Below are 24,440 nucleotides of genomic sequence, written 5' to 3'. Positions count from 1 at the left end.
ACATTCATTTCGAAAATCTGTAACAATTATTATGTGTTGTTAACAAAGAATTAACAAATATGTTAAGAAAAATCAAAATCTTACAACAAATACGTCTGTAAAATGATATAATCATATCAAAATACATATAGGGGATGAGAGGCTATGGAGCTTATCCGTGATTTAATGATCCAAATTGCTATCATTATTTTGCCACTATTTTTATACGAAGCGATTCGTTTAAATCGTTATCAAGAAATGCCTCCGAAGCCGAACCGCTACTTTATTATGTTTTTATCTAGCATTACACTCGTTCTCTCTATGACATACTCTATTTGTTTTGGGGACGTTTGCGGGTATAACTTTCACCCAATCCCAATTGTTAGTGGTTTTTTATATGGTGGGATTGTTGGTTTAATCCCGGCCGTTATTTTTGTTGTCTATGAATGGGCGCTAAAGGGCATAAACCTTCTTCCAGTCATAGAAGTAATATTTCTATTGATAGTTCCATTATTTTTATCAAAGAAATGGTCTCTATTTTCAAGGGATAAGAAGCTAATTTTGGCCTTTATGATTTCATCATTGTACGTACTCGTTTCTTTAGTGATTGGCATGATTAACGTTCTGTTAGAAACGGGGTTTACACCATATGTTTCGCACTTATATAGCGGATACATATTCGCTTCGCTTATTATGGTTATGACAATGGTATTTCAGGTGTACTTAACAGAATATTTAAACGAAAATGCAATACTACGTACAGAGATGCAAAAGTCAGAGAAACTTAATATAGTAAGTGAATTAGCAGCAAGTGTTGCACATGAGGTTCGAAACCCGCTCACTGTTGTTCGTGGTTTTATTCAATTGCTTGAAAGTACGGAAGATGTGAAGAATAAGGATTATATGCGTCTCGTATTAGCCGAATTGGATCGGGCAGAACAAATTATTTCAGATTATTTGAATTTAGCAAGACCACAAATTGAGAAGAAAGAACATATTTGCTTATCAGCCCAATTAATAGAAATGACAACTCTTATGTCATCATTTGCAGCGATGCAAGGTGTATATTTGCAAGTTGAGATTTCTGAAAGTCTTTATACGATTGGTGATAAGACGAAATTAAAACAAGCTATTATGAATGTTGTTAAAAATGGTATTGAAGCAATTCAAGGAAATAAAGGATATTTAAAGGTAACGGCTATGCAAAAAGATGAAACGATTGTAATAAGAGTTAAAGATAGTGGTGTTGGTATGACGAAAGAACAGTTAGCCAGGCTCGGACAACCGTATTATTCTTTAAAAGAAAAAGGAACAGGATTAGGTCTTATGGTAACATTTAGTATTTTACAAGCACATAATGGTACGCTGGAATATAAAAGCGAAAGTGGGAAAGGCACGGAAGCGATTATTATATTACCAGCTGTAAGAAATAAGGAATAAAAGTTACCGATAGAAGGTAACTTTTTATTTTATATTAGAAAAAATATATTATTTTATTCAGTTGTTTTTTCTTGTTTTGTTCGGCTAAATAAACTTCTAAATGATTGGAAAAAGCTTTGTTCTTTTGAAGCTGCGACTAATCTTTTTGTTTCTTGAATTTCGCGAATGACTTGCATAAGTTGTGCATCACGGTTGCTGTCTTTATTATAAATTTGATTTACGAGTTTATTCATTTTTTCTTCTTGCTTAGATTCTCGTTTATACATATGATTCATTAATAAGTCCATCTTTTCTTTTTGCAAGGCATCTGTTTGAGCGGCATGATCTACTAACTCTTGTAGCATCTTTTCCTGAGAGCCTTCTTTTACATAAACTTGTTGCATCAATTCATCTAGCTTTTCATCTTTTAAACGATTTTGGGTAATTAGGGTAGAATTTTGATGAATAATTGCTTCATTTAACTGAGCGAGCATTTCAAGTTTTAACATAAACTCCTCAAAGTTACGCCCGTCTTCTTTTTCTTTCGGTTGTATCTCTTGCTTATCTTGTATAACTGGTACAGGAGGAGCTTCTTTTTCTTTTAAAATAATTGGTATCGTTTCTGAAATGTCTTCTTGCAATGTAGCAGCTCTTTCATGTATAGATTTCAATAGTTTTAAATCATCAAGTTTATAAATACGGGCATCAGCTGTTTTGGAAATCATATAACCATGTTCCTCTAATAGTTGACTATATTTGCGAACTATATGTTTTGGGATGCCTGTTTTATTCGTCACATCTTTCGTTTTATAGGTAGCTTCCATAATATTTCCTCCCCAAAAAGTATCGTATATATCATTTCAATCTTTTATGAGGACTTCCTTTGAAAAAGAATGTCGGAAGGTTATTAGTTTTCTACAGCATTAGTGAAAAGATGAAGAAAAATGAGAGTTTTTGGCGGAATGGCGAAGAAGAGCTAAAATAATGTCTGAAAACATATACAGGAGAAGTTTGTTATAATAACTGAGGAAAAGAAACTGGTAGAATCATGGAGGTATACATGAAGCAATTAAAAGGTATTATCATTTCAATTATTGCAATTCTTTCTATTGTAGTAGCGGTGTATGAAGTGCTTGTTCCAGAGGAAACAAGTATTAAAAAAACAAATGCGTATGATCAAGTTCTAGAATTTCCGAAAGATCGATACCCAGAGACAGGGAAACATATTACGGATGCTATAAAAGAAGGGCATTCAGAAGTGTGTACAATCGACCGTGGTGGCGCTGCGGATAGAAGAAAATTATCGTTAGCTCCATACCCATCAAAAAAAGGGTATGATCGTGATGAATGGCCAATGGCGATGTGTAAAGAAGGCGGAAAAGGAGCGCACATCGAATATATAAGTCCAGCAGATAATCGCGGAGCAGGCTCTTGGGTAGGAAATAAGTTAGATAAATACCCAGATGGTACGCGTGTAAAATTTGACGTAAAGTAGTAGTTGTATATTTCATAATGAAGGAGGAGGGAAACGATGGAGTTAACAATTTCGTATTCGCAATTAATGTTAATGAATTATGACGGTGAGCAGCCTTACGTTGACTGGACGGATGAAGATTTTGAGAGAGGTTATGCGAAGGCGGATGGAACTGTTATTTTTGAAGCACTTTCTGATTATATTTGTGAAGTAAAAGTGACCCCAGGGAAACATATTGAGAAAGAAGAAGTAATTAGAACGGTTACAGTTCCTTTTACAGTTGAAAATGAATGTATCGTTGTAACAAGTATTCTTTCAAATAAATTTCAAATTCCTATTCCAAATGGTGAGTATACGGTTGTATTACAGGCAACACCCCTTGAAGAACCAACGGATGATGAATTATATAAAATACAATATGAATTCTTTTTTGAAAGTAAAGAATAAAAAATGGGGTATCCTCAAAAAGGATACCCCATTTTTTATTATGCGTTTGTTTTTAGCAAGGAACGAGCGTCTTTTGCCGCTTGCACCATGTGCTCTAAAGCTGGGATAACTTCTTCTGTTCTTCTCGTTTTTAAACCACAATCAGGATTAATCCAGAAATATTTAGGATCGCATACTTTTAAAGATTGTTCTACGATTTTATACATTTCATCTTTACTTGGTACACGTGGGCTATGAATATCATATACACCTAGACCGATGCCTTTTTCATATGTTGTATGTTTTAATGTATCAATAAATTCACCGTGACTTCTTGATGTTTCGATAGAAATCACATCTGCATCTAATGCGCGAATCGCATCAACGATATCTTCGAAGTTACTGTAACACATATGAGTATGAATTTGTGTTTCATTTGCTACAGATGAAGTGGCTAAAAGGAAGGATTGTACTGCCCATGTAATATAAGCGTCCCAATCTTTTTCTTTTAGTGGCATTCCTTCACGAAGTGCTGGCTCATCGACTTGAATTACTCGAATTCCGGAAGATTCAAGTAGTTCAATTTCATGACGAAGAGCTAATGCAATTTGATATGAAACTTCTTTTCTTGGAATGTCATTTCGAACGAAGGACCAATTTAAAATCGTAACAGGTCCAGTTAACATTCCTTTTACAACTTTCTCTGTTAAGCTTTGTGCATAAACAGTTTCCTTAATAGTCATTCCGTTAATAAAGGCTACATCACCATAAATAACAGGTGGTTTTACGCAGCGGGAACCGTATGATTGCACCCAACCGTTTTTAGTGAATGAGAAACCAGCAAGGCGTTCACCAAAATATTCGACCATGTCAGTTCTTTCAAACTCACCGTGTACAAGAACATCAAGACCAATTTCTTCTTGGTAACGAATCCATTTTTCTGTCTCTTTTTCAATAAATTGTTCATATTGTTCATTTGAAATAACACCGTTACGCCATTCTTTTCGCGTTTGGCGAACTTCAGTTGTTTGCGGGAAGCTACCGATAGTTGTTGTTGGTAACAACGGTAACTTCAGAGCAACTTGTTGCAATTCATATCGTTTTTCAAATGGAAGAGGTCGTGAAAAATCTTCTTCTTTTAGTGCTGTTCGTGCTGCTTTGACATCTTCTCGGTTACGTGCAGCAGATGAACGAATTGTATGATGTACATTTCGATATGTTTCCAGCTCATTACGAATGCTTTCTGTACCTTGAGTTAGAGCGGAATGAATAAGAACTAACTCTTCTAATTTTTGATTTGCAAATGCCAACGCGTCAAATAGCTCAGTCGATAAGTGAGTTTCTTCTGTTTTATCGATTGGCGTATGCAATAAGCTACAAGAAGGCTGAACGATGAAGTTTTTCGTTTGGACTTGTTTTTGTAACGTTGTAAATAACGTAAGAACTTCATCAAGATCGGCTCTCCAAATGTTACGGCCATCTATACAACCAACAGCTAAAGTTTTATCAGCTGGGAATCCATATTTTGAAATAGCATGTAGATTACCTTCTTTACCATGAATGAAATCTAATCCAATACTTGATACTGGGAATGTAATGATTTCTTCATAGTTTTCTTCTACACTATCAAAATATGTTTGTAACAGAAGATTCGCATTTGGAACTTCTTTACGAATAGCTTCATAAATTTCTTTTGCTTGTTGAACTTCTTCTTTCGTTAAAGAAGCGAAAATCGGTTCATCAACTTGAATGATTTGTGCACCAGCTGCATGTAGTTCTGAAAGCAGTTGTACGTAAGGTGCAACTAACTGTTTTAAAATAGTAGTAAATTGCTCTTGTGTATAGCCTTTAGCTAATTTCAAGAAAGTATATGGTCCTAAAATAACAGGTTTTCCATCTACTCCTAATTCTTGTTTTGCCTCTTCGTATAAGCGAAGTGGACGATTATCTTTTAAAGAGATTTGTAATCCCTCTTCATATTCTGGAACGATATAATGATAGTTTGTGTTAAACCATTTTGTCATTTCGGAAGCTACGTGATCTTTAGAGCCACGCGCCATTGCGAAATATACATCAAGGTAAGATGTAAACTCAGAAAAACGTGATGGGATAAATCCTAGCATATAAGCAGTATCCAAAACGTGATCGTAATATGTAAAGTCTCCAATTGGAATAAGTTCAATCCCTTTTTCTTGCTGTGCTTTAACGTGTTGAAGACGAATTTCTTTCATTGTTGTTAAAAATTGTTCTTCATCAATTTTATTAGACCAAAAAGCTTCCAATGTTTTTTTCCACTCTCGTTGTAGTCCGATACGTGGATAACCTAAGTTACTTGTTTGAATTGCCATTTCAAATTCCTCCCTAATTGAAAGTAAGCATTTCCGTTTACTAGGAAATACCTATAACAAAAAGCATATAGGCATAGAAAATAAGCCTTCCTTTTTGTTTTAACACCTCATCATCATCCGTGAATCTATCAGTGTTGTTAAAACAGGCAGGTCTCCTGACTTATGCTTCATATGATTTCTTTCACCTTCCCGTTTTCACAGTGGCATTAAAAAGAAATCTCAGCATTTACAGTGGCGGGACCGTGTTGGAGTTTCACCAAGCTTCCCTTTTAAACACGAAACAAACTGTTCGTGTACCCATTTTCCTTTTGAAAGGAATTTAACAAGCGATATGATATTGAAACAAATTCTAACACAATTTTTGGAATTTTGTCTACTGTTTTGAAATAAGAAAATTCTAAAGTTTTTTATTTTAATTATTTGTATTTTTCTGATTTTTTAGAGTGAAGAAACATGAGGAGAATTGAAATAAAGTGCGATTAAATTTATAAAGAAATGGGTACCTATACATACATAAGATGCCAGTTAAGTTATTAAATAATTGGTTTATCTTATATAGAAAATTAAACAAGCATAACCCCAACCTAAATTAGAATGGGGTTATACTTGTTTTAGACTTTGAAATAAAATAACTATATTGTCATTTTACAGTTTCTATTTTAAAAGTTTAATCCGTATCTATATCAATTTCTATTTTAAAAGTTTAATCCGTATCTATATCAATTTCTGAAAGTCGCCCGGCAACAGCATCTGCAAGAAGGGTGTTTAACCATTGCAATTCGACTGTAATATGTTCAATAACGCTTTGCAAAATATATCGCTGTGCACGTGGGATGTGTCCTTTGCTACTATCATATATAGTTTGCATATTATGTAAATATTGAATGGTGTCATTTTTCTTTTTTTCTAAAATAGGAACTAACTCTTCATCATTACCAAAATGAGCGAAAGAGAGTGCCGAATAAATTGGTTTATATATTTGATTTTTTGCCTCGAATTGTTTTAATAGTAATGTGTGAAATAACCGCTTACCTTCGTCTGTTATATGAAAAATTGTTTTATCTGGTCTATTTGTATCTCGAACAATAGTTGTAACACGAATTGCCCCTTGTTTTTCTAATTGCTCAAAGGCATAGTAAAGTGATCCTTTTGCATATTTAATGTAACAGTCCATTTGTCGTTCTTTCATGATGTGCTGCACTTCATATGGATGTTTATCTCCTTCGAGTAGTAAGCCGAGAATGACTAATTTCATGCTCATGCTGTCTCAACTCCTATATATAAAAACTTTATACATATTATAAACGGCATATCCGTTTTCATAAAGGGATATGCCGTTTCTTTTCTATATATTAGCTTACTTGCTTTTGTTTTTGTTTCGTTTTTGGTCCTGTAAAAAGACGCTCATTTCCCATAAGTAAAATGCAAATAATACTTAGTACAGCCGGGATCAGTGCCCAGAAGAATGTACTGGCAATAGATGTAGCTAGAGCTTCTTTAATACCAGTTAATATTTCAGTTGGTATTTTATCGGTAGCACCTGGTGATAATAAGAAACTTGTGTCTCCACCCTTTGGAGCTAATTTTGCTAGTTCAGGTGGGAAGAGAGTGTTTAGTTTATCTGTAAAAATATGATTTTGAATTGTACCGAAAATTGTTACACCAAGAGTCATACCGAGTGAACGGAAAAATGAGTTTGTTGATGTAGCAGAACCACGGTCTCTCATTTCTAATTTGTGAATCGAAGACATACTTAAAACTGAGAATGAGAAACCAACACCAAGTCCAGCGAGAACCATAAATAGTGTTACGAGTAGGCGAGGTGTGTCCATTGTTAAAGTGCTTAGTAAATAAATGCCAAGAACGAAGAAAACTCCAGATGCCATCATAATGTTACGATAACTTGTTCGAGAAGCTAACTGTCCACCCGTTTGACTTCCAATTACAGAGCCAATCATCATAGGTGTTAAAATTAATCCAGCATTTGAGGCTGAACCACCAAGAACACCTTGAACGAAGATTGGGATATAAACTGTACAGATGATAAAAGCGGCACCATAGAAAAAGGCAACACCTTGGCTAGCTGCGAATAAAGGTTTTTTAAATAGATGGAAAGAAATGATAGGCTCGGTTGCTTTTCGTTCTACGAAGAAGAAAATAATAAGCATAATAACAACTGTTGTAAATAAGCCGATAATCACAGTGGAATCCCATGCGTATTCTTTACCACCAAGTTCTAATGCGAACATTAAGCAAACGATACTAATAACAAGTGTAATAGCGCCAGCCCAATCAATTTTTTGTTTTCTAAATTCTAGAGATTCACTATAATATTTCGTAATGAAGAAGAAGGAGATAAGTCCTAATGGAATATTAATATAGAAGACCCAGTGCCAACTTATATAGTCTGTAATATAAGCACCTAATAAAGGGCCGAATACACTAGATGTTCCGAAAACAGCACCGAATAGCCCTGTCATTTTTCCGCGCTTTTCTGGTGGGAATATGTCGTACATAATAGTGAAGGCGATAGGCATAAGAGCTCCGCCACCAATTCCTTGAATTGCTCTATAAATACTTAATTGCTCAATACTAGATGCTGTTCCACAAAGTGCAGAACCGAACAAGAAAAGAATAAGGCCACCAATATAAAAGCGTTTCCGTCCGTACATATCAGAAAGTTTTCCGAAGATAGGCATTCCTGCCATTGTTGCTACCATATATGCAGACGTGACCCAAACGAACTTGTCAAATCCTCCTAGGTCTCCAACGATTGTTGCCATTGCTGTTGCAACGATTGTATTATCCATTGCCGCCATTAAAATACCAAGTAGTAAACCCGCAACAACAAATTTTGTCTTGCTGGAGTCTTTTTTTGATAATTGAGATTCCAAAGATAACCCTCCTTTAATAATAAGTAAACTATATTAAGTTTTGAGTGCAGCGCATAAAAATTATAAATATATTTTTAAAAATCAATTTACACAAGTGCACTGACAAAGCCATAAAGAATATTATAGTCAAATTTGACTAAAAGGCAAACTTTTTCTTCCGTCAAAATATTCTGTTGTATGGACAGCGAAAAAGTGAGTAATACTTAGTATTGGTAAAAAGTCAATGAAGGAAATTGTAAAAAAATATTTCAGTAAGAATACCTGCTGTTAACAGATGAAAAATGGTTTTTTCTTTACTTTGTCGAATAGGATAAAAGGAAGAGTAATAACTATATATCGTTTGTAACGAGCTTTATTAATATTGTGTAGAGAGGCAGAATAAGGTCGTATGGATATGATGCATCCGAAATGGGGTGAATATTATTATGAAAATATGGAAACGAATTCCGGATCAAGGAAGGCGTTCAATACCGCTACAACCGGTATTATGGATTGATGGCTCAAAAAAGGAAAACGAATGTCCTAACGTAGCAGTTACATTACAAATCCGTAGTATGTATAAAGAAAAATTTTCATATGAACTGACCTATGATGTAAACGACATACTTATTATTCGAATTGAAGTTGAAAATAAAGGAATGGAAATGATTTCACGAGTTGTAGTAAGCCATATGATTCGAGATTATTTTGCCTATATTCCAAATTCATTAAAGGTTGATAAGGGGATGAGCGAGTTTCTGTTCCAGCTTGTAAGGTGGAGAATCGATAATTTATTACCAAATGAGAAGGTAGAATTAATTTGTAAAATAAAAGCAAATAAAGATAAAGAACTCAAAAACACACTATTTCAGGCTACATATACATTTCAATATAACGGAGTATCATATGGTCCGTTGCAAACAAATGAAGTTGTTGTACGGCAATAATCAAAAGGAACCTGTATGAAAGGTTCCTTTTTGATTCCCTTTTTTGTTCGATCCATATTTACAATAGCGTCGATTTGATTGTATGTAATGAAGTTTACTCCGAAAGAATTAAATAGTAATTTTAGCGACTACAGAAACCCCGATAGTAAACGTATAATATCTGATAGATTTTTCTTTTGTAGCATGTAGGTCACCATATTTTTAAAATGATGCATGGCATATATATGAAATAGAATAGAAATGGTAGACAAGCTTAAGCGGAAATGTACACTCAATATGTACATTTTTTATTTTGTAGAAAAACATAATTGTTATAGAAACATATATTGGTATAGAAGGGAGGTGAAGTATGAAACATAAAGGGAAAATTAGTGGATTATTACTTGGGAATACAGTGGCAGTTACAGAATGGATTGCGCTTCAGGATGTAATTACAAAACTGGATTCGCGATCATTTTATACCGTCTTTATTATTTATATATTGCAAATGATACTCAGCTATTATTTTGGACATTGGTATGATAAAAAAGCGAGTGGGCGTATGGATACGGAAGTAGGAGGAATGGCAAGTAATGATTTTGTAGTTGATTTTTTTGAGAAAGTAGCTGCTTTATCAGAACGAGATTCTCATAATATTACAGTGTACATTCTTTCTGTGAAAGAATGGAAAGGACTTAAAGAAACAGTGCAAGAAAAAAAATTGGAGTTGTTAGTACAAAAATTGGAGAGCACGATTGTAAAGACAATTCGTAAAGGCGATGTCGTTACGAAGTGGGATGAAAATAAGTATGTGATTGTGGCGATTGATAACGGACATGAAAAGTCGACAATAACAAACCGATTAATGAAAAATATTGAAAGTGAAATAGAAAATGGTTTGTTAAGTATGACTCTATTATTTGGGGCTGCTAGTTATCCTATAGAAGGAAAAACGTTTGAAGAATTGTTAAGAAAGGCACAAAATCAATTGTACCAGCATAGAAATTTGTAAAAAAATAAGTGAAATTTTGATTTGAAGAAATATGATATGAAGAAGTTTTTATTGTAACATTTTTTTGACTTTTATTACAAAAAGAACTTTTTTTGTAATAAAAGTCTTTAAAATTATATGAAATAGGCATATAATTATGATGGATGTGTCAATGCATTTTGCACAATGTGTTTCATTTTAAAAGTGTAGAGGAAAGTATACTCTACACTTTTCCTTTTTAGGGAATGACAAGAATAATTGTAAGTTGTTGCAAGATAGCATTTATACTGTGTAAAATGAACGAAGAGATTATTTGATAGAAAGCGGGAAAGGGAATGATAGAATGATAGACGTGTGAGAACAACGAACATCTTTTATCAGGTGAATGATTACTGTTGTTCTTCAAATTATTATGGTTATGATGAATTCCGTTGTACTTTTGTGTAATACATAATATCAATAGGTTTTAAAAAGTGCCAAGTAAAAGATGGATATGGAACTGCTATTTAGTTCAAAAACGGAAAATGTAATTTCAAGTAATACAATTTGTACAAGCATTATAAACAATATGAATGATTTTCGTGAAAAAGGTGCGAGTGTGGAGTTTATAGAAGGTTATATAAGTTCATAGCTTTTTACACGATGATCGTATATAAGTAGGAGGAAAAAGATGTTGAAATATAGTAAATTAGCAATTGTAACTGCATTATCAATGACTTTACTAGCGGGTTGTTTCGGGCCGAAACCAGAAGAGGAATTATATATTGCATTTGAAAATGCTGCAAAGCAAGAAAAAACAATGTTTGAAGATGCAAAAAAACTTGAAACTTTAGAGAAAGAGGGACAAGAATTATATAACCAGATTGTTCAAGAAGGAAAAGATAATAATCAAACTGTTAAGGAAAAACTAAACCAAGCAGTGAAAAATACAGATGAACGAGAAAAAGTGCTTAAAAAAGAAAAAGAATCTTTAAATAAGGCACAAGAAGAAGTGAAATCGGCAGATAAATATGTGAAGAAAATTGAAGATAAGAAATTGAAAGATCAAGCGGATAAAGTGAAAAGCACATATGAGAAACGACATGATTCATTTAACAAAATGTATGATAGCTATAATAAATCGTTAAAACAAGAAAAAGAATTATATACAATGTTACAAGATAAAGGTACGAAATTAAAAGATATTAGTGAAAAAGTAAAAGTAGTAAATCAGTCTTATAAAGATATTGAATCAGAAAAAGACAAGTTTAATGAATTTACGAAGTCTTATAATACAGAAAAAATTGCTTTTTATAAACAAGCAAATATTAAAATTAAAGAAGAGAAAAAATAAAACAGTTTGGCCTACAATTGGCCAAACTGTTTTATTTTTTTGTATAGGTACGACTATACCATGGGACAGGTTCACTTAATTTCTTTTCTTGTTTTAGCGCTTCAGGACCAATATAATCTTGAAGTGTTTTTTTTGCTACTGTTAAAGATAAGGTTGTTTTCGGATTTCGATAGGAGGATTCAAGATGACCGAGATGTGGTAGGATTCGAAAATCTTCTTTTGTAGGAGGAATATGGAAAAAGTAATCACCTAAACGTATAAGAACATCAGATTGTTGTTGGCTAAAACGTGGATTTCTAGAGAAATGTAATCCTTCTTTAATAGCTTTTTTTTCAGTAATTAAGCGTTCTAAAGCTGTCTTTTTTAACCAGTATAAATACTTCGGATTAGTTGCAGCTTTAGCATGACGATTCACAACGAAAATAGATTGAGCTAGTCGATTAATAGAATGTTGGTTTTGTAATTGAGATTGTGGTTGTGAAGGTTTCATATTAAATCTCCTTTCAATTTTTCATTATTATACCATAAGTAAAAGCGATTTTTATTATATGCAAAAAGTGATTGTATATATTTTCAATATTAAAGCAATATTGTTACAAAAAACAACTATTTTGTATAATAGTAATAGAATGTGTTTTAGAAATTTGATAATGAAAGAGTGAGAAGTTTGAAAGAAATATTAAAACAGCAATATGCCATTATAGATATTGGATCTAATACAATGCGTTTAGTTATTTATGAAAAGCAAAATGGAGGTTTTTATAAAGAGATTGAAAATACGAAAGTGGTTGCAAGGTTAAGGAATTACTTAGTCGATGGTGTGTTGATTGAAGAAGGAATAGAGGTATTGTTACAAACATTATTTCAATTTCAAGAAAGTACACGATTCCATCAGTTGCGCCATGTACTTTGTGTTGCAACAGCAACAATTAGGCAGGCTGAGAATCAAGAGGAAATTAAAAAACTTGTTGAAGGACAAACAGACTTTACTCTTAGAGTATTATCAGAATATGAAGAAGCGCGTTACGGCTATTTAGCGGTTATGAATTCAACTTCGTTCTCGGAAGGGATTACAGTAGATATTGGTGGAGGAAGTACGGAAGTTACATACTTTCGAAATAGAGAGATTTTAGAGTATCATAGCTTTCCTTTTGGGGCACTTTCTTTAAAGCAACAATTTATTAAAGGGGACATACCTACTGAAGAAGAGTTGGAAAAGCTTCAAACGTACTTAGAATATCAATTTCGAACATTACCATGGTTAATTGATAAGAAATTACCCCTTATTGCAATTGGTGGTAGTGCGAGGAACTTAGTGAAAATTCATCAAAATTTAATTTGTTATCCTATAGCAGGAGTACATTTATACAAGATGAAAGAAGAAGATATTAAAAATGTGAAAGAAGAATTGGAAGGCTTGTCGTTCATAGAACTTCAAAAATTGGAAGGATTGGCAAAAGATCGAGCGGATACAATTGTTCCCGCAGTCGAAGTATTTCATACGCTTGTTAATGTTATAGAGGCACCAGCATTTGTATTAAGTAGAAAAGGATTAAGAGAAGGTGTTTTCTATGAAGAGTTGACAAAAGATTTGGGGATTTCATATTATCCGAACGTGGTCGAAGAAAGTTTGTATTTATTATCACATGAATATGAAATGGACATGGAATTTGTAATACAGCTTATTAAACATGGAAGATTAATTTGTCAACAGCTTGAAGAAACAGGGCTGATTTCTATGTCAGTAAAAGACTGGGAAGTGTTCCATCAAGCAGCGAAAGTATTTAATATAGGCAAATATATAGACGAAGAAGCGAGCCGTTTACATACGTTTTATTTATTAGCAAATAAAACAATTGATGGTATGATGCATAAAGAGCGAGTTAGATTAGCGCTTATTGCGTCTTATAAATCAAAAATGTTATTCAAACAACATCTGTCTCCGTTTGAAGGATGGTTTGATAAAAATGAACAAAAAAAAATTCGCCTATTAGGGGCTGTTTTACAATTTTCAGCAGCTCTAAATATAAGACAAAGATCGCTTGTTGAATCGATATCTATAACAGAAAGTAAAGAAGGATTAACATTTAAAATTGTATGTGAGCAATCGGCATTAGCGGAAAAAGTGCAAGCTGAAAAACAAAAAAAGCAGCTGGAAAGAGTATTGAAAACGAATATTAACTTATTCTTCGAATCAAAACACTAAGTTGTACGGATGTCTTTACAAAAAATTAACACTTTGGAATATTGTAATTTGTTAAAATGAAAGTAACTAAATTATAGTAAAAAAGTTTCAAGGGAAGTGTGAAGAGGATGGAAATGTTGAAGGGGAATATAGTCAATTTAAATGATACAGCTTATTACAACAATAGAGAACTAAGTTGGTTAGCATTTAATGAACGTGTACTACAAGAAGCACAGGATGAAATGAATCCGCTTTTAGAAAGATTAAAGTTTATTAGCATTTTTAGCTCCAATTTAGATGAATTCTTTATGGTACGTGTAGCAGGATTGAAGGATCAAGTGAGCGCTGGGTTTAACCAACCAGAAAATAAGGCCGGCTTAACACCAAAAAAGCAATTAAATAAAATTGCGATAAAGGCCCATGAATTAATGACTGTACAATATGATACGTTTAAAAATTATGTGTTGCCAGCGTTGGAGCTAGAGGGGATTGAGCGTTTAACATTCCATGATTTGACGAAAGAACAAAGAGAATTTATAGAAGAGTATTTTGATGAGCAAATTTTCCCAGTCTTAACACCTGTAGCTATCGATGCGTATCGTCCATTTCCTATGTTATTAAATAAAAGTTTGAATTTAGCTACTCTTTTATATGATGAGAAACAAGTGGAGGAAGAAAACCGCACGAAGTTAGGAATTGTACAAGTTCCTTCATTACTTGAACGTTTCATATTTTTACCGAGTGAAGGGCAAAAGCATAAATTTATTTTATTAGAAGATGTAATTAGTGGTTTTACTCATAAATTATTCACTGGATATAAAGTATCATCTGTTACTCGTTTCCGTATTACACGCAATGCGGATTTAACGATTCATGAAGAAGGTGCGAGAGATTTATTAAAAGTAATTGAAAAAGAATTAAAAAAGCGTAAGTGGGGAGCTGCTGTACGTTTAGAAGTTGGCAAAGAACACATTGATGAAAGAGTATTAGCGTTATTATATGAAGTGTTGGAAGTAAAAGATGAAGATGTGTATATAATGGATGGACCGTTAGATTTAACATGTCTATTTTCTTTATATAAAAAACTAGCGCCTTTATATGAACATTTAGTATATCCGGCTCTTATTCCACAACGACCTCAAGATTTAGGGGATGCGGAAGATGTATTTGAAAAAGCAATTGAGCATGATATTTTATTACATCATCCGTTTGAATCGTTTCAGCCAGTAGTTGATTTTGTTCGTGATGCAGCAGACGATCCGAATGTACTTGCGATCAAACAAACATTATATCGAGTAAGTGGTGATTCTCCAATTATTCAGGCGCTAAAGGTAGCGGCTGAAAAAGGGAAACAAGTGACGGTATTAGTTGAGTTAAAGGCAAGGTTTGATGAAGAAAATAATGTGCATTGGGCTAAAGAATTAGAACAGGCGGGTTGTCATGTTATTTACGGTGTAAGTCATTTGAAAACACATAGTAAAATTACGCTAGTTGTAAGAAGAAAAAACGGAAAAATTGAAAGGTTCGTACATCTTGGAACCGGAAATTACAATGATGCAACCGCAAAGCTATATACTGATTTTGGCTATATTACGTCACGAAAAGACTTTGGGGTCGATGCAACAAATTTCTTTAATTATTTGAGTGGTTATACAACAAAGCCACATTTTCATCATTTATCGGTTGCACCATTTGATATAAGAGAGCAATTTATCGATTTAATAGATGAAGAAATTCGTTATCATAGGCAATATGGAAATGGATATATCATTGCTAAAATGAATTCATTAACTGATAAACCACTTATTAAAAAAATGTATGAAGCATCACAAGCTGGAGTAAAGGTAGAGCTCATCGTTCGAGGAACATGCTGCCTACGACCTGGTATTCCAAATGTAAGTGAAAATATTCGGGTAGTTAGTGTTGTCGGGAGATATTTAGAACATAGCCGTATTTATTATTTCCATCATAATGGAGAAGAGAAAATATATTTATCTTCAGCTGACTGGATGACAAGAAATATGGAGAAACGTGTAGAAATATCTTTCCCGATATTAGATATTGAAATGAAGGCACGAATTAAGGCGATTTTACAGCTTACTTTAGCTGATAATGTGAAAACACGTGAACAAAATAAAGACGGTGACTATTATTATGTTATTAATAATGGGGCAGAAGAGATTGATAGCCAAGTGAAGTTATTTAAGATGGCGTATCAAAACACAGATGCCGAATAATGAGAACAAAGTAAAAAACCTCTTTTTTAAGAGGTTTTTTACTTTGTTCTCTACTTATTATAAAGGATGCGTAGAGAGAATACTTTTTATTATAAGCAAGTTAATGGATTATGAATCGGTTAAGAAAGGAAATAACATTAGTAGAATTGTTGCGGTACATTAATAATAGAATGGTTGTTGACAAGGTCCGCCATAACAAGGATAAGGTGTCGGCGGTGGGAAAGGTGGTGGATATGGTGGATAATACGGTCTAGGACCGAAAGCTAATGCTCCGCCAAGCAGTCCACCAGCAATACCAGCTAGAAATGGGACGCCAAAAAACGGAAAGAAGCGTGAGTCGCCTACTGGACCAATAGGTGCTGAACGGACTGGGATTGGTTGATAATATGGATACATGAACAAACCTCCTTTATTGGACTCACTTTTATCATATGGTAAATGAAACATGGATGAGCGCGTACAAGAAAGGATATGTAAGAAAATAGGCGAATGATTACGAATGTTGGAGTGTAAAAATTGTTATCTCAGGTTTTGCCATAAATCGGAATGGGACACGTGTTCTGCCAAGGCCGCGATTGACATAGAGAGCTAAATCTTGGATCGTATAGAAACCTTCTACATAGTTTTTAGCAAGTGTTGGGGTAATAATGGCGCCTAAAAAAGGTATTTGTACTTGTCCGCCATGGCTATGACCAGAAAGTTGTAAGTTAACTGGATATGTAGCAATTTGCGGTGCAATATCTGGTTCGTGAACAAGAACAATGTTATAAATGTTTTTCCGAGCGCGCTGTAGTGTTTCCTTTATTTTGGGTTTGCCTAATAGTATATCATCAAGACCGAAAATTGAAATTTCACTATTATCCAGTAGACGGATTCTCTTTTCACTGTTTAGTAACAGTTCAAATCCAGATTCACGCATGATGTGTTCGTAGTATTCCGTTCCATATCCGCCGTGATCATGGTTACCATAAATAGAAAATTTACCGAAGGGTGCTTGTATATTTTTTAAAATAGATGCAACGAAAGGAGTGTCAGTATACGTTTGATAATTATCAATGAGATCACCAGTAAAAAGAACAATGTCGGGTTTTACAGCATTAATTTTAGAGACGATTTGAGATAAATGTTGGAGAGAGAAATAGTATCCGAGATGTAAATCGCTAAATTGAAGAATCTTCATACCGTGAAAGCTTTTTGGGATGAGTTGTGATTTCAGTGTATGTTCTGTAAAAGAGAGCAGATGAGGCTCAATATATTTAGCATAATAGTATCCGATACTAGTCGTTATAAATGAATATAGGCAAGTACGCATTCCAGTTTTTAAAAAATCTCTTCTTGTAATTTTCTTCATAAAAATATGAGTATACCTATTTGGCTTATATTACATGTATTCGTTACATTTACAGGTTACTCAAATCTCCTTTCGTTTTTTTTTAATATATTTTAAATCATGTAAAAGTAGTATAGATAACGAAAAAGTGAATAAAAAGAAATCTCTTTACGTTAAAATATCAGAAAAGTTTAAAAATATAAAGATTTCTATTAAATAAAATGATAAAATGAATGTGTATTCATTTTTTGGAGGGGATATAATATGAAAGAAAAAGTAGTTATTGTAACAGGTGGATCGAGCGGAATGGGAAAAGGAATGGCGACTCGTTTTGCAAAAGAAGGGGCACGAGTTGTTATTACAGGACGTACAAAGGAAAAACTAGAGGAAACAAAATTGGAAATTGAACAATTTCCAGGACAAATATTACCGGTACAAATGGATGTAAGAAATACGGATGATATTCAGAAAATGATTGAACAGATTGATGAGAAGTTTGGACGAATTGATATTTTAATAAATAATGCAGCTGGAAACTTTATTTGTCCAGCAGAAGATTTATCCGTGAACGGCTGGAATTCGGTTATTAATATTGTGTTAAATGGTACATTTTACTGTAGCCAGGCTGTCGGAAAATATTGGATTGAAAAAGGTATAAAAGGAAATATCATTAACATGGTAGCAACATATGCGTGGGATGCAGGTCCGGGAGTGATTCATTCGGCTGCAGCGAAGGCTGGAGTATTAGCAATGACGAAGACACTCGCTGTTGAGTGGGGACGTAAATATGGAATCCGAGTTAACGCTATTGCGCCAGGACCAATTGAACGTACGGGCGGTGCTGATAAATTATGGATTTCAGAAGAAATGGCTAAGCGTACGATACAAAGTGTTCCGCTTGGAAGACTGGGTACGCCAGAAGAAATTGCAGGTCTAGCTTATTATTTATGTTCAGATGAAGCTGCGTACATAAATGGAACTTGTATGACAATGGATGGAGGACAACATTTACATCAATATCCATTTTAAAAGGGATAAGAAAAATGTGACGGAATTGTGACATATGAAAGAAAAGTGTTTACAAGAGGTCATATATACGTTATATTTAAGACCTCTTTTTTCTTCATAGTAGAATTGCTAATTCCCCTTAGCATTTTACCCCTCTAATCCCTTCAGGAAAACTGAAGGGATTTTTTATTATTTTTCCGTAAATATCATGTTATAATTTTTGAAAAGTAAAGGGAGGGAAGCACGTTGATAGATGCATTAGATGTAATGAGTAACTTGGATAAAGTCCTTCCTTATTATCAAGCAATTTTTAGTGCTGATGAACATACTGTAATTGGATATGAAGTAGTAGGGCGTATTCAAACAGAAGAGGGCATACAAAGTTTAGCTTCTTTCTTTCATGATGACTCTATTCCAAGTGAGTTTCAACTAGAAGCGGATAACATTATAGTAGAAAAAGCTTTAAATCGTTATTTAGAAAGTGATCAAAAACTATTATTATTTATACATCGAAATGCTAACGTATTAATGAACGATGATGATGAAAGTTTGCTTCAACTTTTATTGATGTATGAAAAACAAGGTTTAAATTTGAAAAACATTGTTTTAGAGATTACAGAACATGAATGTAAAGAAGATATAGAGCAATTTAATCATTTGCTTATGTATTATCGTACATATGGTATTCAAATTTCGATTAATAAAGTCGGAACAGGTACAAGTAATTTAGAACGTATTAGCGTGTTAGCACCTGATATTTTAAAAGTAGATTTAACAAATTTAAGGCAAACTGCACTTTTACAATCTTATCAAGATATTTTATATTCTTTATCATTACTTGCTAGAAGAATTGGTGCGACATTGTTATATGAAGAAATAGATGCTTTTTATCAACTACAATATGCTTGGAAAAACGGTGGTAGATACTATCAAGGAAATTATTTGAAAGAATGTTTACCTGATTTTATTGAAACGAACGTTTTGAAAGAACGACTTGGTAATGAGTGTCATCAATTTATTCAACATGAGAAGAAGAAGTTACAAAAAATTTATAATTTAACAGAAATGTTACGCGATCGAATTGGTGATGTTCTAGCGAAACAGAAAAAAAATGAAGATATAAATGATTGGTTATTACAATTTAGCCAAAGTGTATCACAATGTAGTTTTCGTATATTTATTTGTAACGAAGATGGTTTCCAACAATCAGGAAACGTTATGAAAAAAGATGGGGAATGGATTGTGATGCCTGAGTATTATATGAAGAACTGGAGTTGGCGCCCGTATTTTCTAGAGAATATTATGAAAATGCGTTTTGAGAATAAGGCAAGACTTTCAGATTTATATGCTGATATTGAAACCGGTGAGATGGTACGAACATTTTCTTTCCCGATTGATGATGAAAACTTTTTATTTATAGATTTATCGTATGAATATTTATATGAAGAAGATGTTTTATTTTAATGCACGAAGAGATTCGTGCATTTTTTGTTTGTTTTTATCATAAATTGGTAATAGTGAAAATGGTGCCGAAAATGCTGTCTATCGTTGTAAAGATTTTACGAACGAAACCAGCCCTTTCTTTGCATAATCATTGTTACAATGAATACTACAAAGACAAGTTTTCTTAAAAGGAAGGTGAAAAAATGAAAAAATATGGAATATGGTTAGTTCTATTTGTATGCGTTGCCTTTCTAGTTGGTTATAGTGTTACAACTGTTTTAGGAAAAGAGGAAGTGAAAATTGATCGGAAAGAAGTGTTTACAACGATACAAAAGGGCTATGAAACCCAATTTTCAATTCGTGGGAAGCGTTTGCCGATGAATAAGATGATAGAAACGTTATCACCATATTTTACAGAGAATTTCCTTCAAGTATTTACAGATGAAAATAGTAGAAGTGATAAACAAAGTGGTGAATATTTACTTCCAGCAAAAGAAGCGCCATTTTCTTTTAATTCAGAAACGAAAATGTCATATGATGAAGAGCATAAAATTTTATATGTTTATGAGCGGGCGAAAAGTGGACAATATCAAATTGTAACATTGCAAAGAGATCAAGGGAAATGGAAATTGGCTGGATATCATGAAAGTCAAGAACTTTTAACTGAAATAAAAAGGTTACAACAATTATAAAGTGAAACTTTAATCAGGGGCATATCCCGTTTAATATGAACTTGCCACAATCAGATGCATACTTCCAAAATATATCGGGATAAGAATAGGAATAGGTCTTTACCTATTCCTATTCTATATTAAGAAGTTGTTGTAATTTTTCAATTTGAAAACCAGCAACAACTTCTCCATCAATTACAACCGTCGGAGTTGAATAAGAATCATAGTCATATAAAAGACGATTGCGAGCAGCGGCGTCTTTTTTTACGTCAAACTCTTCGTATACAACGTTATTATGCTTTAAAAATTCTTTCACAATAACACATGGCGGACAATCAGGTTGTGTGTAAACCTCAATTTTTTTCATTGCAATTCCTCCTTTTTACTGTTTTTTATTATATTCTTCCAGTATAAAAATCGCAATAAAGAAGGGAAAAGATGTTCTTTCTGTTTTTTCCTTCGTATTTCGACAAATTTTTAGTTGAGTTTCTGGCCAATAACCTTTATCCTAGAGTGTGGAACATTTTTTCTGTTATGACGGATAGAATGAGTATAGCTGTAAAACCTATTGGTAGGAAGATCAGAGAAAGGAGAGATTTCATGTCTCTACTCCAAGGAATTTTAACTCGACTTGTTAGTCTACAAGAACAAGCTGAAAGCGGTGAAGTAGCACAACGCTATTTTGAAGTGAACGGTGAGCGCAAATGTAGCGTGAAATTTTTCGATAAAAGTGAAATGTATGAGTTAGAAGTGTATCAACAAGGTGAAAAACCTCAAGTGTATCAATTCGATAATATCGACATGGTTGCAATTGAGATTTACGATATCATTTCTTGATACATATAAAAAAGGTGTTGCCATAGGGCAACACCTTTTTTAGTTCTATTACTTTTAGTATATATGTATAAGGATTTTTCATTTTTCCTACAATGGTAATAAAGTGAAATTGTAATCAGTCGTATTTCTGCGTCTTATACTGCTTATTAGCTATTGCCAATTGGGAGCGCATAGTATAAATAGCAGGATGAAAATAGTGAGGAGGTGTGTTATATGGAACGTTTACCAGTTGTGATTTGTCCTAACTGTCACAATTCTGCTGAGATTATTCATGTATTAACGGCTCAATCGAATCAAAATGTAATTTATACGTGCCAAGTTTGCCAATATGTAATTCGGAATATTGAAACGAATAAAGGGTAGGGAGTTATAATTTTTGTTTTTGTCCCATACAATGAGAATACGAAAAGTCTGTCTAATTGAAAGGACGTGACTATGTGACCGGTGAACATAAATTTTATAATGTTTCAGAGAGACATTTAAATTTTGATATGGTCTTTACCCGTATTTGTAATTTCATTGAAAAGGATCCGCGAAATTTATATCGTTTATCCATTGGGACAGACTCACAAGCACATCAAAAGGATACGAGGTTTATTACAGCAATTCATATTCATCGCGTTGGAAAAGGAGCCTGGGGGTGTTTACACCATCAATCAGTAAAAGATAAGCCAGAAACTTTACGTGAGAAAATATATTTAGAGACGCAGTTTAGTCAAGAAATCGCATGCCTATTTACTCCAAATCATATACAAACAATATGGGATTTATTGCATCCATATGCTCAAGATGGGGCTGGTTTTATAATGGAGATTCACTTAGATATCGGAAATGATGGTTTAACAAAAGAATTTATTCTAGATATGACAGCGAAAATTCAAGCGATGGGGTTAACTGCAAAAATTAAGCCAGATGCTTATGCGGCGTTTAGTTATGCAAATCGATATACGAAATAAAAACAATTTATATATTTCTTCCACTAAAAACTGAATATTACATCTATTAAATAGGCTAAAAATTTTATATAATAATGGTAACGATGCGAGTATAAGGAGAGGGGTATATGAAAAGGGAATTTGTTTTAACGGAAGAAGAGGAAAGTTTGTTACTAGATGTTTTATTTCAGCAAAATTATGCGAGTGAAATTTTAGCTGTGGAACTTACAGATATCGAGAATGGTTTAAAAAAGACAGACGTAATGCAATATAAAAAAATCACAAGGTTATTTTACAGATTAAAAAATAAAGGGTATTAAGCGCTACCGGAATGGTAGTCTTTTTTTTATGTTATATGCTAAAATAGCTGTGTAATTTTGTTTTTTACTGAAAGAATGTAAGGACAAAATAATAATATGAAAACGCTGTCATAAAATGTGAATAGAGCCGGTGATTATAAGCAGGAAAAAGGGAAAATGGGGGATGTAATATGATTAGTATTCCAAAAGACGAGTTTCAACAAATTTTTGTAAAAGATTTAATGATTTCATCAGAAAAAGTAGCACACGTTCAAATAGGGAATGGTTTAGAGCATGCTTTACTCGTACTTGTGAAATCTGGATATTCGGCGATACCTGTTTTGGACCCGATGTACAAATTGCACGGGTTAATTAGTACTGCTATGATTTTAGACGGTATGTTAGGGCTAGAACGCATTGAGTTTGAAAGACTTGAAGAGATGAAAGTAGAGCAGGTAATGAAGCAAGATATTCCGGTTCTTAAGTTAGAAGACTCATTTGCAAAAGCTTTAGAAATGACTATTGATCATCCATTTATTTGCGCTGTCAATGAAGATGGGTATTTTGAGGGGATTTTAACACGTCGAGCTATTTTAAAATTGTTGAATAAAAAAGTAAGGCAACATAATCGATAAAGTGAGAAAAGTGACTTCATAGAAACGGAGAAGTCACTTTTTTTTCGTGCATATCAGTTGTGTATGTATTATATTTAAAAAGATAAAAAATATAAGAGTATGTAGTTAAATTACGGATGAAAAGCTTATTGAGATAAGGTGTATGGAAGCTAAGGAAAGAGGGAGAAAGTTGCAAATTGATGATTTTCAAATGATGGTTGTGTTAGCACAGGAATCAAATATGAGAAAAGCGGCGGAACGTTTATTTGTTTCACAACCTGCGCTTAGTCAACGATTACAATCTATGGAGAAACAATGGGGAATGAAGTTTTTTATTCGCTCGCAAAAAGGATTGACAATTACACCTGAAGGGGAAAAAGTAGCAAATTACGCAAAAGAAATGCTACAAAGGGAAGAGGATATTAAAAGTGAGTTAGCTGTTTTTAGAACAGAAACTCACGGGACGTTAAAAATAGCTGTCGCATCAGTTATTGGTCAATATTGGCTCCCTCCTGTTTTGAAAAAGTTTGTGCATAAATATCCTTCTGTGAAAATATCGCTGTTTACTGGCTGGAGTAGTGAAGTGCAAAAGCAATTTTATGAAGGTGACGTTCATGTTGCTATATTGAGAGGAACACAAGAATATAAAGGCCAGAAGCAACAATTATTTGAAGATGAACTTTATTTAGTGGATAAAGAAATAAAAGATATTTCGATGTTAAAAGAAACAAATAGACCATTTATTCAATTTAAAAGTGATTCGACTTATTATGGACAAATACAAAATTGGTGGTATGGTTTATTTTCTAATCCACCTAAGAGAACAATTGTCGTCGATCAAATTGAGACTTGTAAACAACTCGTTTTAAATGGTATAGGTTATGCTCTTTTACCTTCTACTGTTTTAAAAGAAGTACAGGAAAATATGTATAAAACACCTGTTCAATTAACGAGAGAAACGTGGTTATTGACGAGTGAATCAGCTAGACAATTGAAGCAAGTACAAGCATTTTTAGAAATTATAGAAGAAATTCAAATGGAAAAATAGGATTATTATCTTGCTACTCGCTCTATCGTTTGGTAGAGTAACATTATAAATGGATTTAGGAGGC

General features: G+C 33.4%; 25 protein-coding genes, 1 pseudogene and 1 riboswitch. Of the genes and pseudogenes, 17 read left to right on the top strand and 9 right to left on the bottom strand.

Going from position 1 to position 24,440, the window contains the following annotated elements:
• The first annotated feature begins 144 nt into the window (after positions 1–144).
• A complete protein-coding gene (gene kinB, locus ACTFNE_RS01505) occupies positions 145–1,419 on the top strand; it encodes a sporulation sensor histidine kinase KinB (protein WP_000420387.1) in 1,275 nt (424 codons plus the stop codon).
• 53 nt (positions 1,420–1,472) lie between these two features.
• Here the strand turns inward: kinB and ACTFNE_RS01500 are convergent, their stop codons facing one another.
• Positions 1,473–2,222, bottom strand: coding sequence for a DUF3967 domain-containing protein (locus ACTFNE_RS01500; RefSeq protein ID WP_000388464.1), 750 nt, complete (start codon positions 2,220–2,222; stop codon positions 1,473–1,475).
• 236 nt (positions 2,223–2,458) lie between these two features.
• Here ACTFNE_RS01500 and nucA point away from each other — a divergent pair, with 236 nt between their 5' ends.
• Both nucA and comJ read left to right on the top strand, forming a co-directional pair.
• Positions 2,459–2,893: a DNA-entry nuclease gene (gene nucA / locus ACTFNE_RS01495; RefSeq protein WP_000811499.1), complete on the top strand. Its 435-nt coding sequence runs from the start codon at positions 2,459–2,461 to the stop codon at positions 2,891–2,893.
• Positions 2,894–2,929: 36 nt separating this feature from the next.
• On the top strand, positions 2,930–3,319 hold the full coding sequence (gene comJ / locus ACTFNE_RS01490) for a competence protein ComJ (RefSeq protein WP_046197905.1): 390 nt from the start codon (positions 2,930–2,932) through the stop codon (positions 3,317–3,319).
• 38 nt (positions 3,320–3,357) lie between these two features.
• Here comJ and metE read toward each other — a convergent pair whose 3' ends face one another.
• The 3 genes from metE to ACTFNE_RS01475 all read right to left on the bottom strand — a co-directional run bounded on the left by metE (position 3,358) and on the right by ACTFNE_RS01475 (position 8,540).
• The gene (metE, locus tag ACTFNE_RS01485) at positions 3,358–5,646 is read right to left on the bottom strand and encodes a 5-methyltetrahydropteroyltriglutamate--homocysteine S-methyltransferase (protein WP_270705453.1); all 2,289 of its coding nucleotides are present in this window, start codon (positions 5,644–5,646) and stop codon (positions 3,358–3,360) included.
• A 128-nt stretch (positions 5,647–5,774) separates the two neighbouring features.
• A riboswitch (cobalamin riboswitch) is annotated at positions 5,775–5,962 on the bottom strand.
• A gap of 387 nt (positions 5,963–6,349) precedes the next feature.
• A complete protein-coding gene (locus tag ACTFNE_RS01480; RefSeq protein ID WP_002163528.1) occupies positions 6,350–6,907 on the bottom strand; it encodes a PadR family transcriptional regulator in 558 nt (185 codons plus the stop codon).
• 91 nt (positions 6,908–6,998) lie between these two features.
• The gene (locus tag ACTFNE_RS01475; protein ID WP_061132251.1) at positions 6,999–8,540 is read right to left on the bottom strand and encodes an MDR family MFS transporter; all 1,542 of its coding nucleotides are present in this window, start codon (positions 8,538–8,540) and stop codon (positions 6,999–7,001) included.
• A 425-nt stretch (positions 8,541–8,965) separates the two neighbouring features.
• On the opposite strand from ACTFNE_RS01475, the gene ACTFNE_RS01470 reads away from it, so the two are divergent.
• Positions 8,966–9,466 (top strand): hypothetical protein, encoded by a 501-nt coding sequence (locus ACTFNE_RS01470; RefSeq protein WP_000708168.1) that lies wholly within the window; start codon positions 8,966–8,968, stop codon positions 9,464–9,466.
• On the opposite strand, the pseudogene ACTFNE_RS01465 reads toward ACTFNE_RS01470, so the two are convergent.
• Positions 9,406–9,651 (bottom strand): annotated as a pseudogene (locus ACTFNE_RS01465) (hypothetical protein). The gene ACTFNE_RS01470 and the pseudogene ACTFNE_RS01465 sit on opposite strands and share 61 nt — an antisense overlap.
• A 164-nt stretch (positions 9,652–9,815) precedes the next feature.
• Here ACTFNE_RS01465 and ACTFNE_RS01460 point away from each other — a divergent pair.
• Positions 9,816–10,457 (top strand): diguanylate cyclase domain-containing protein, encoded by a 642-nt coding sequence (locus tag ACTFNE_RS01460; protein WP_046197907.1) that lies wholly within the window; start codon positions 9,816–9,818, stop codon positions 10,455–10,457.
• 649 nt (positions 10,458–11,106) lie between these two features.
• Entirely contained in the window at positions 11,107–11,769 is a 663-nt protein-coding gene (locus tag ACTFNE_RS01455) for a YkyA family protein (RefSeq protein ID WP_046197908.1), read from the top strand.
• Positions 11,770–11,800: 31 nt separating this feature from the next.
• Here the strand turns inward: ACTFNE_RS01455 and ACTFNE_RS01450 are convergent, their stop codons facing one another.
• On the bottom strand, positions 11,801–12,259 hold the full coding sequence (locus ACTFNE_RS01450) for a YkyB family protein (protein ID WP_000804868.1): 459 nt from the start codon (positions 12,257–12,259) through the stop codon (positions 11,801–11,803).
• A 177-nt stretch (positions 12,260–12,436) separates the two neighbouring features.
• On the opposite strand from ACTFNE_RS01450, the gene ppx reads away from it, so the two are divergent.
• On the top strand, positions 12,437–13,975 hold the full coding sequence (ppx, locus tag ACTFNE_RS01445; RefSeq protein ID WP_046197909.1) for an exopolyphosphatase: 1,539 nt from the start codon (positions 12,437–12,439) through the stop codon (positions 13,973–13,975).
• A 107-nt stretch (positions 13,976–14,082) separates the two neighbouring features.
• A complete protein-coding gene (locus tag ACTFNE_RS01440; protein WP_270705471.1) occupies positions 14,083–16,191 on the top strand; it encodes a polyphosphate kinase in 2,109 nt (702 codons plus the stop codon).
• Between the two features lie 159 nt (positions 16,192–16,350).
• On the opposite strand, the gene ACTFNE_RS01435 is transcribed toward ACTFNE_RS01440, so the two are convergent.
• Positions 16,351–16,587 carry a hypothetical protein gene (locus ACTFNE_RS01435; RefSeq protein WP_000283744.1) on the bottom strand — a complete coding sequence of 79 codons (237 nt, stop codon included), beginning with the start codon at positions 16,585–16,587 and terminating at the stop codon, positions 16,351–16,353.
• Positions 16,588–16,684: 97 nt separating this feature from the next.
• A complete protein-coding gene (locus ACTFNE_RS01430; RefSeq protein WP_000724517.1) occupies positions 16,685–17,542 on the bottom strand; it encodes a metallophosphoesterase in 858 nt (285 codons plus the stop codon).
• Between the two features lie 243 nt (positions 17,543–17,785).
• On the opposite strand from ACTFNE_RS01430, the gene fadH reads away from it, so the two are divergent.
• The 3 genes from fadH (at position 17,786) to ACTFNE_RS01415 (ending at position 20,664) form a co-directional block, all read left to right on the top strand.
• Positions 17,786–18,550, top strand: a complete 765-nt coding sequence (gene fadH / locus ACTFNE_RS01425) for a 2,4-dienoyl-CoA reductase (protein WP_000660918.1) — start codon at positions 17,786–17,788, stop codon at positions 18,548–18,550.
• A gap of 225 nt (positions 18,551–18,775) precedes the next feature.
• The gene (locus ACTFNE_RS01420) at positions 18,776–19,993 is read left to right on the top strand and encodes an EAL domain-containing protein (RefSeq protein ID WP_000564304.1); all 1,218 of its coding nucleotides are present in this window, start codon (positions 18,776–18,778) and stop codon (positions 19,991–19,993) included.
• Positions 19,994–20,175: 182 nt separating this feature from the next.
• Positions 20,176–20,664 (top strand): DUF3993 domain-containing protein, encoded by a 489-nt coding sequence (locus tag ACTFNE_RS01415; protein WP_270705449.1) that lies wholly within the window; start codon positions 20,176–20,178, stop codon positions 20,662–20,664.
• A 109-nt stretch (positions 20,665–20,773) separates the two neighbouring features.
• Here ACTFNE_RS01415 and ACTFNE_RS01410 read toward each other — a convergent pair whose 3' ends face one another.
• Positions 20,774–21,010 (bottom strand): glutaredoxin family protein, encoded by a 237-nt coding sequence (locus ACTFNE_RS01410; RefSeq protein ID WP_000717880.1) that lies wholly within the window; start codon positions 21,008–21,010, stop codon positions 20,774–20,776.
• A gap of 233 nt (positions 21,011–21,243) precedes the next feature.
• Here ACTFNE_RS01410 and ACTFNE_RS01405 point away from each other — a divergent pair, with 233 nt between their 5' ends.
• The 6 genes from ACTFNE_RS01405 (at position 21,244) to ACTFNE_RS01380 (ending at position 24,376) form a co-directional block, all read left to right on the top strand.
• Entirely contained in the window at positions 21,244–21,480 is a 237-nt protein-coding gene (locus tag ACTFNE_RS01405; RefSeq protein ID WP_000055151.1) for a YkuJ family protein, read from the top strand.
• A 213-nt stretch (positions 21,481–21,693) separates the two neighbouring features.
• Positions 21,694–21,843 (top strand): hypothetical protein, encoded by a 150-nt coding sequence (locus ACTFNE_RS01400; RefSeq protein WP_000440538.1) that lies wholly within the window; start codon positions 21,694–21,696, stop codon positions 21,841–21,843.
• Between the two features lie 74 nt (positions 21,844–21,917).
• A complete protein-coding gene (locus ACTFNE_RS01395; RefSeq protein ID WP_046197912.1) occupies positions 21,918–22,436 on the top strand; it encodes a ribonuclease H-like YkuK family protein in 519 nt (172 codons plus the stop codon).
• A 107-nt stretch (positions 22,437–22,543) separates the two neighbouring features.
• Positions 22,544–22,735, top strand: coding sequence for an antirepressor AbbA (gene abbA, locus ACTFNE_RS01390; RefSeq protein ID WP_046197913.1), 192 nt, complete (start codon positions 22,544–22,546; stop codon positions 22,733–22,735).
• 170 nt (positions 22,736–22,905) lie between these two features.
• Positions 22,906–23,349 carry a cyclic-di-AMP-binding protein CbpB gene (cbpB, locus tag ACTFNE_RS01385; RefSeq protein WP_046197914.1) on the top strand — a complete coding sequence of 148 codons (444 nt, stop codon included), beginning with the start codon at positions 22,906–22,908 and terminating at the stop codon, positions 23,347–23,349.
• Positions 23,350–23,491: 142 nt separating this feature from the next.
• Positions 23,492–24,376 (top strand): LysR family transcriptional regulator, encoded by an 885-nt coding sequence (locus ACTFNE_RS01380; protein WP_001984809.1) that lies wholly within the window; start codon positions 23,492–23,494, stop codon positions 24,374–24,376.
• Positions 24,377–24,440 lie beyond the last annotated feature (64 nt).

It is taken from the genome of Bacillus cereus group sp. MYBKT111-2, assembly GCF_051915205.1.
Lineage (GTDB): Bacteria > Bacillota > Bacilli > Bacillales > Bacillaceae_G > Bacillus_A > Bacillus_A paranthracis.
Note: the sequence above shows the minus strand (reverse complement) of the source record. Positions and strands in the feature narration are given on the sequence as shown.

Coding starts and splice junctions, on each gene's coding strand:
- kinB (WP_000420387.1), top strand. CDS start 145: ATGGAGCTTATCCGTGATTTAATGATCCAAATTGCTATCATTATTTTG.
- ACTFNE_RS01500 (WP_000388464.1), bottom strand. CDS start 2,222: ATGGAAGCTACCTATAAAACGAAAGATGTGACGAATAAAACAGGCATC.
- nucA (WP_000811499.1), top strand. CDS start 2,459: ATGAAGCAATTAAAAGGTATTATCATTTCAATTATTGCAATTCTTTCT.
- comJ (WP_046197905.1), top strand. CDS start 2,930: ATGGAGTTAACAATTTCGTATTCGCAATTAATGTTAATGAATTATGAC.
- metE (WP_270705453.1), bottom strand. CDS start 5,646: ATGGCAATTCAAACAAGTAACTTAGGTTATCCACGTATCGGACTACAA.
- ACTFNE_RS01480 (WP_002163528.1), bottom strand. CDS start 6,907: ATGAGCATGAAATTAGTCATTCTCGGCTTACTACTCGAAGGAGATAAA.
- ACTFNE_RS01470 (WP_000708168.1), top strand. CDS start 8,966: ATGAAAATATGGAAACGAATTCCGGATCAAGGAAGGCGTTCAATACCG.
- ACTFNE_RS01460 (WP_046197907.1), top strand. CDS start 9,816: ATGAAACATAAAGGGAAAATTAGTGGATTATTACTTGGGAATACAGTG.
- ACTFNE_RS01455 (WP_046197908.1), top strand. CDS start 11,107: ATGTTGAAATATAGTAAATTAGCAATTGTAACTGCATTATCAATGACT.
- ACTFNE_RS01450 (WP_000804868.1), bottom strand. CDS start 12,259: ATGAAACCTTCACAACCACAATCTCAATTACAAAACCAACATTCTATT.
- ACTFNE_RS01440 (WP_270705471.1), top strand. CDS start 14,083: ATGGAAATGTTGAAGGGGAATATAGTCAATTTAAATGATACAGCTTAT.
- ACTFNE_RS01435 (WP_000283744.1), bottom strand. CDS start 16,587: ATGTATCCATATTATCAACCAATCCCAGTCCGTTCAGCACCTATTGGT.
- ACTFNE_RS01430 (WP_000724517.1), bottom strand. CDS start 17,542: ATGAAGAAAATTACAAGAAGAGATTTTTTAAAAACTGGAATGCGTACT.
- fadH (WP_000660918.1), top strand. CDS start 17,786: ATGAAAGAAAAAGTAGTTATTGTAACAGGTGGATCGAGCGGAATGGGA.
- ACTFNE_RS01415 (WP_270705449.1), top strand. CDS start 20,176: ATGAAAAAATATGGAATATGGTTAGTTCTATTTGTATGCGTTGCCTTT.
- ACTFNE_RS01410 (WP_000717880.1), bottom strand. CDS start 21,010: ATGAAAAAAATTGAGGTTTACACACAACCTGATTGTCCGCCATGTGTT.
- ACTFNE_RS01405 (WP_000055151.1), top strand. CDS start 21,244: ATGTCTCTACTCCAAGGAATTTTAACTCGACTTGTTAGTCTACAAGAA.
- ACTFNE_RS01400 (WP_000440538.1), top strand. CDS start 21,694: ATGGAACGTTTACCAGTTGTGATTTGTCCTAACTGTCACAATTCTGCT.
- abbA (WP_046197913.1), top strand. CDS start 22,544: ATGAAAAGGGAATTTGTTTTAACGGAAGAAGAGGAAAGTTTGTTACTA.
- cbpB (WP_046197914.1), top strand. CDS start 22,906: ATGATTAGTATTCCAAAAGACGAGTTTCAACAAATTTTTGTAAAAGAT.
- ACTFNE_RS01380 (WP_001984809.1), top strand. CDS start 23,492: ATGGAAGCTAAGGAAAGAGGGAGAAAGTTGCAAATTGATGATTTTCAA.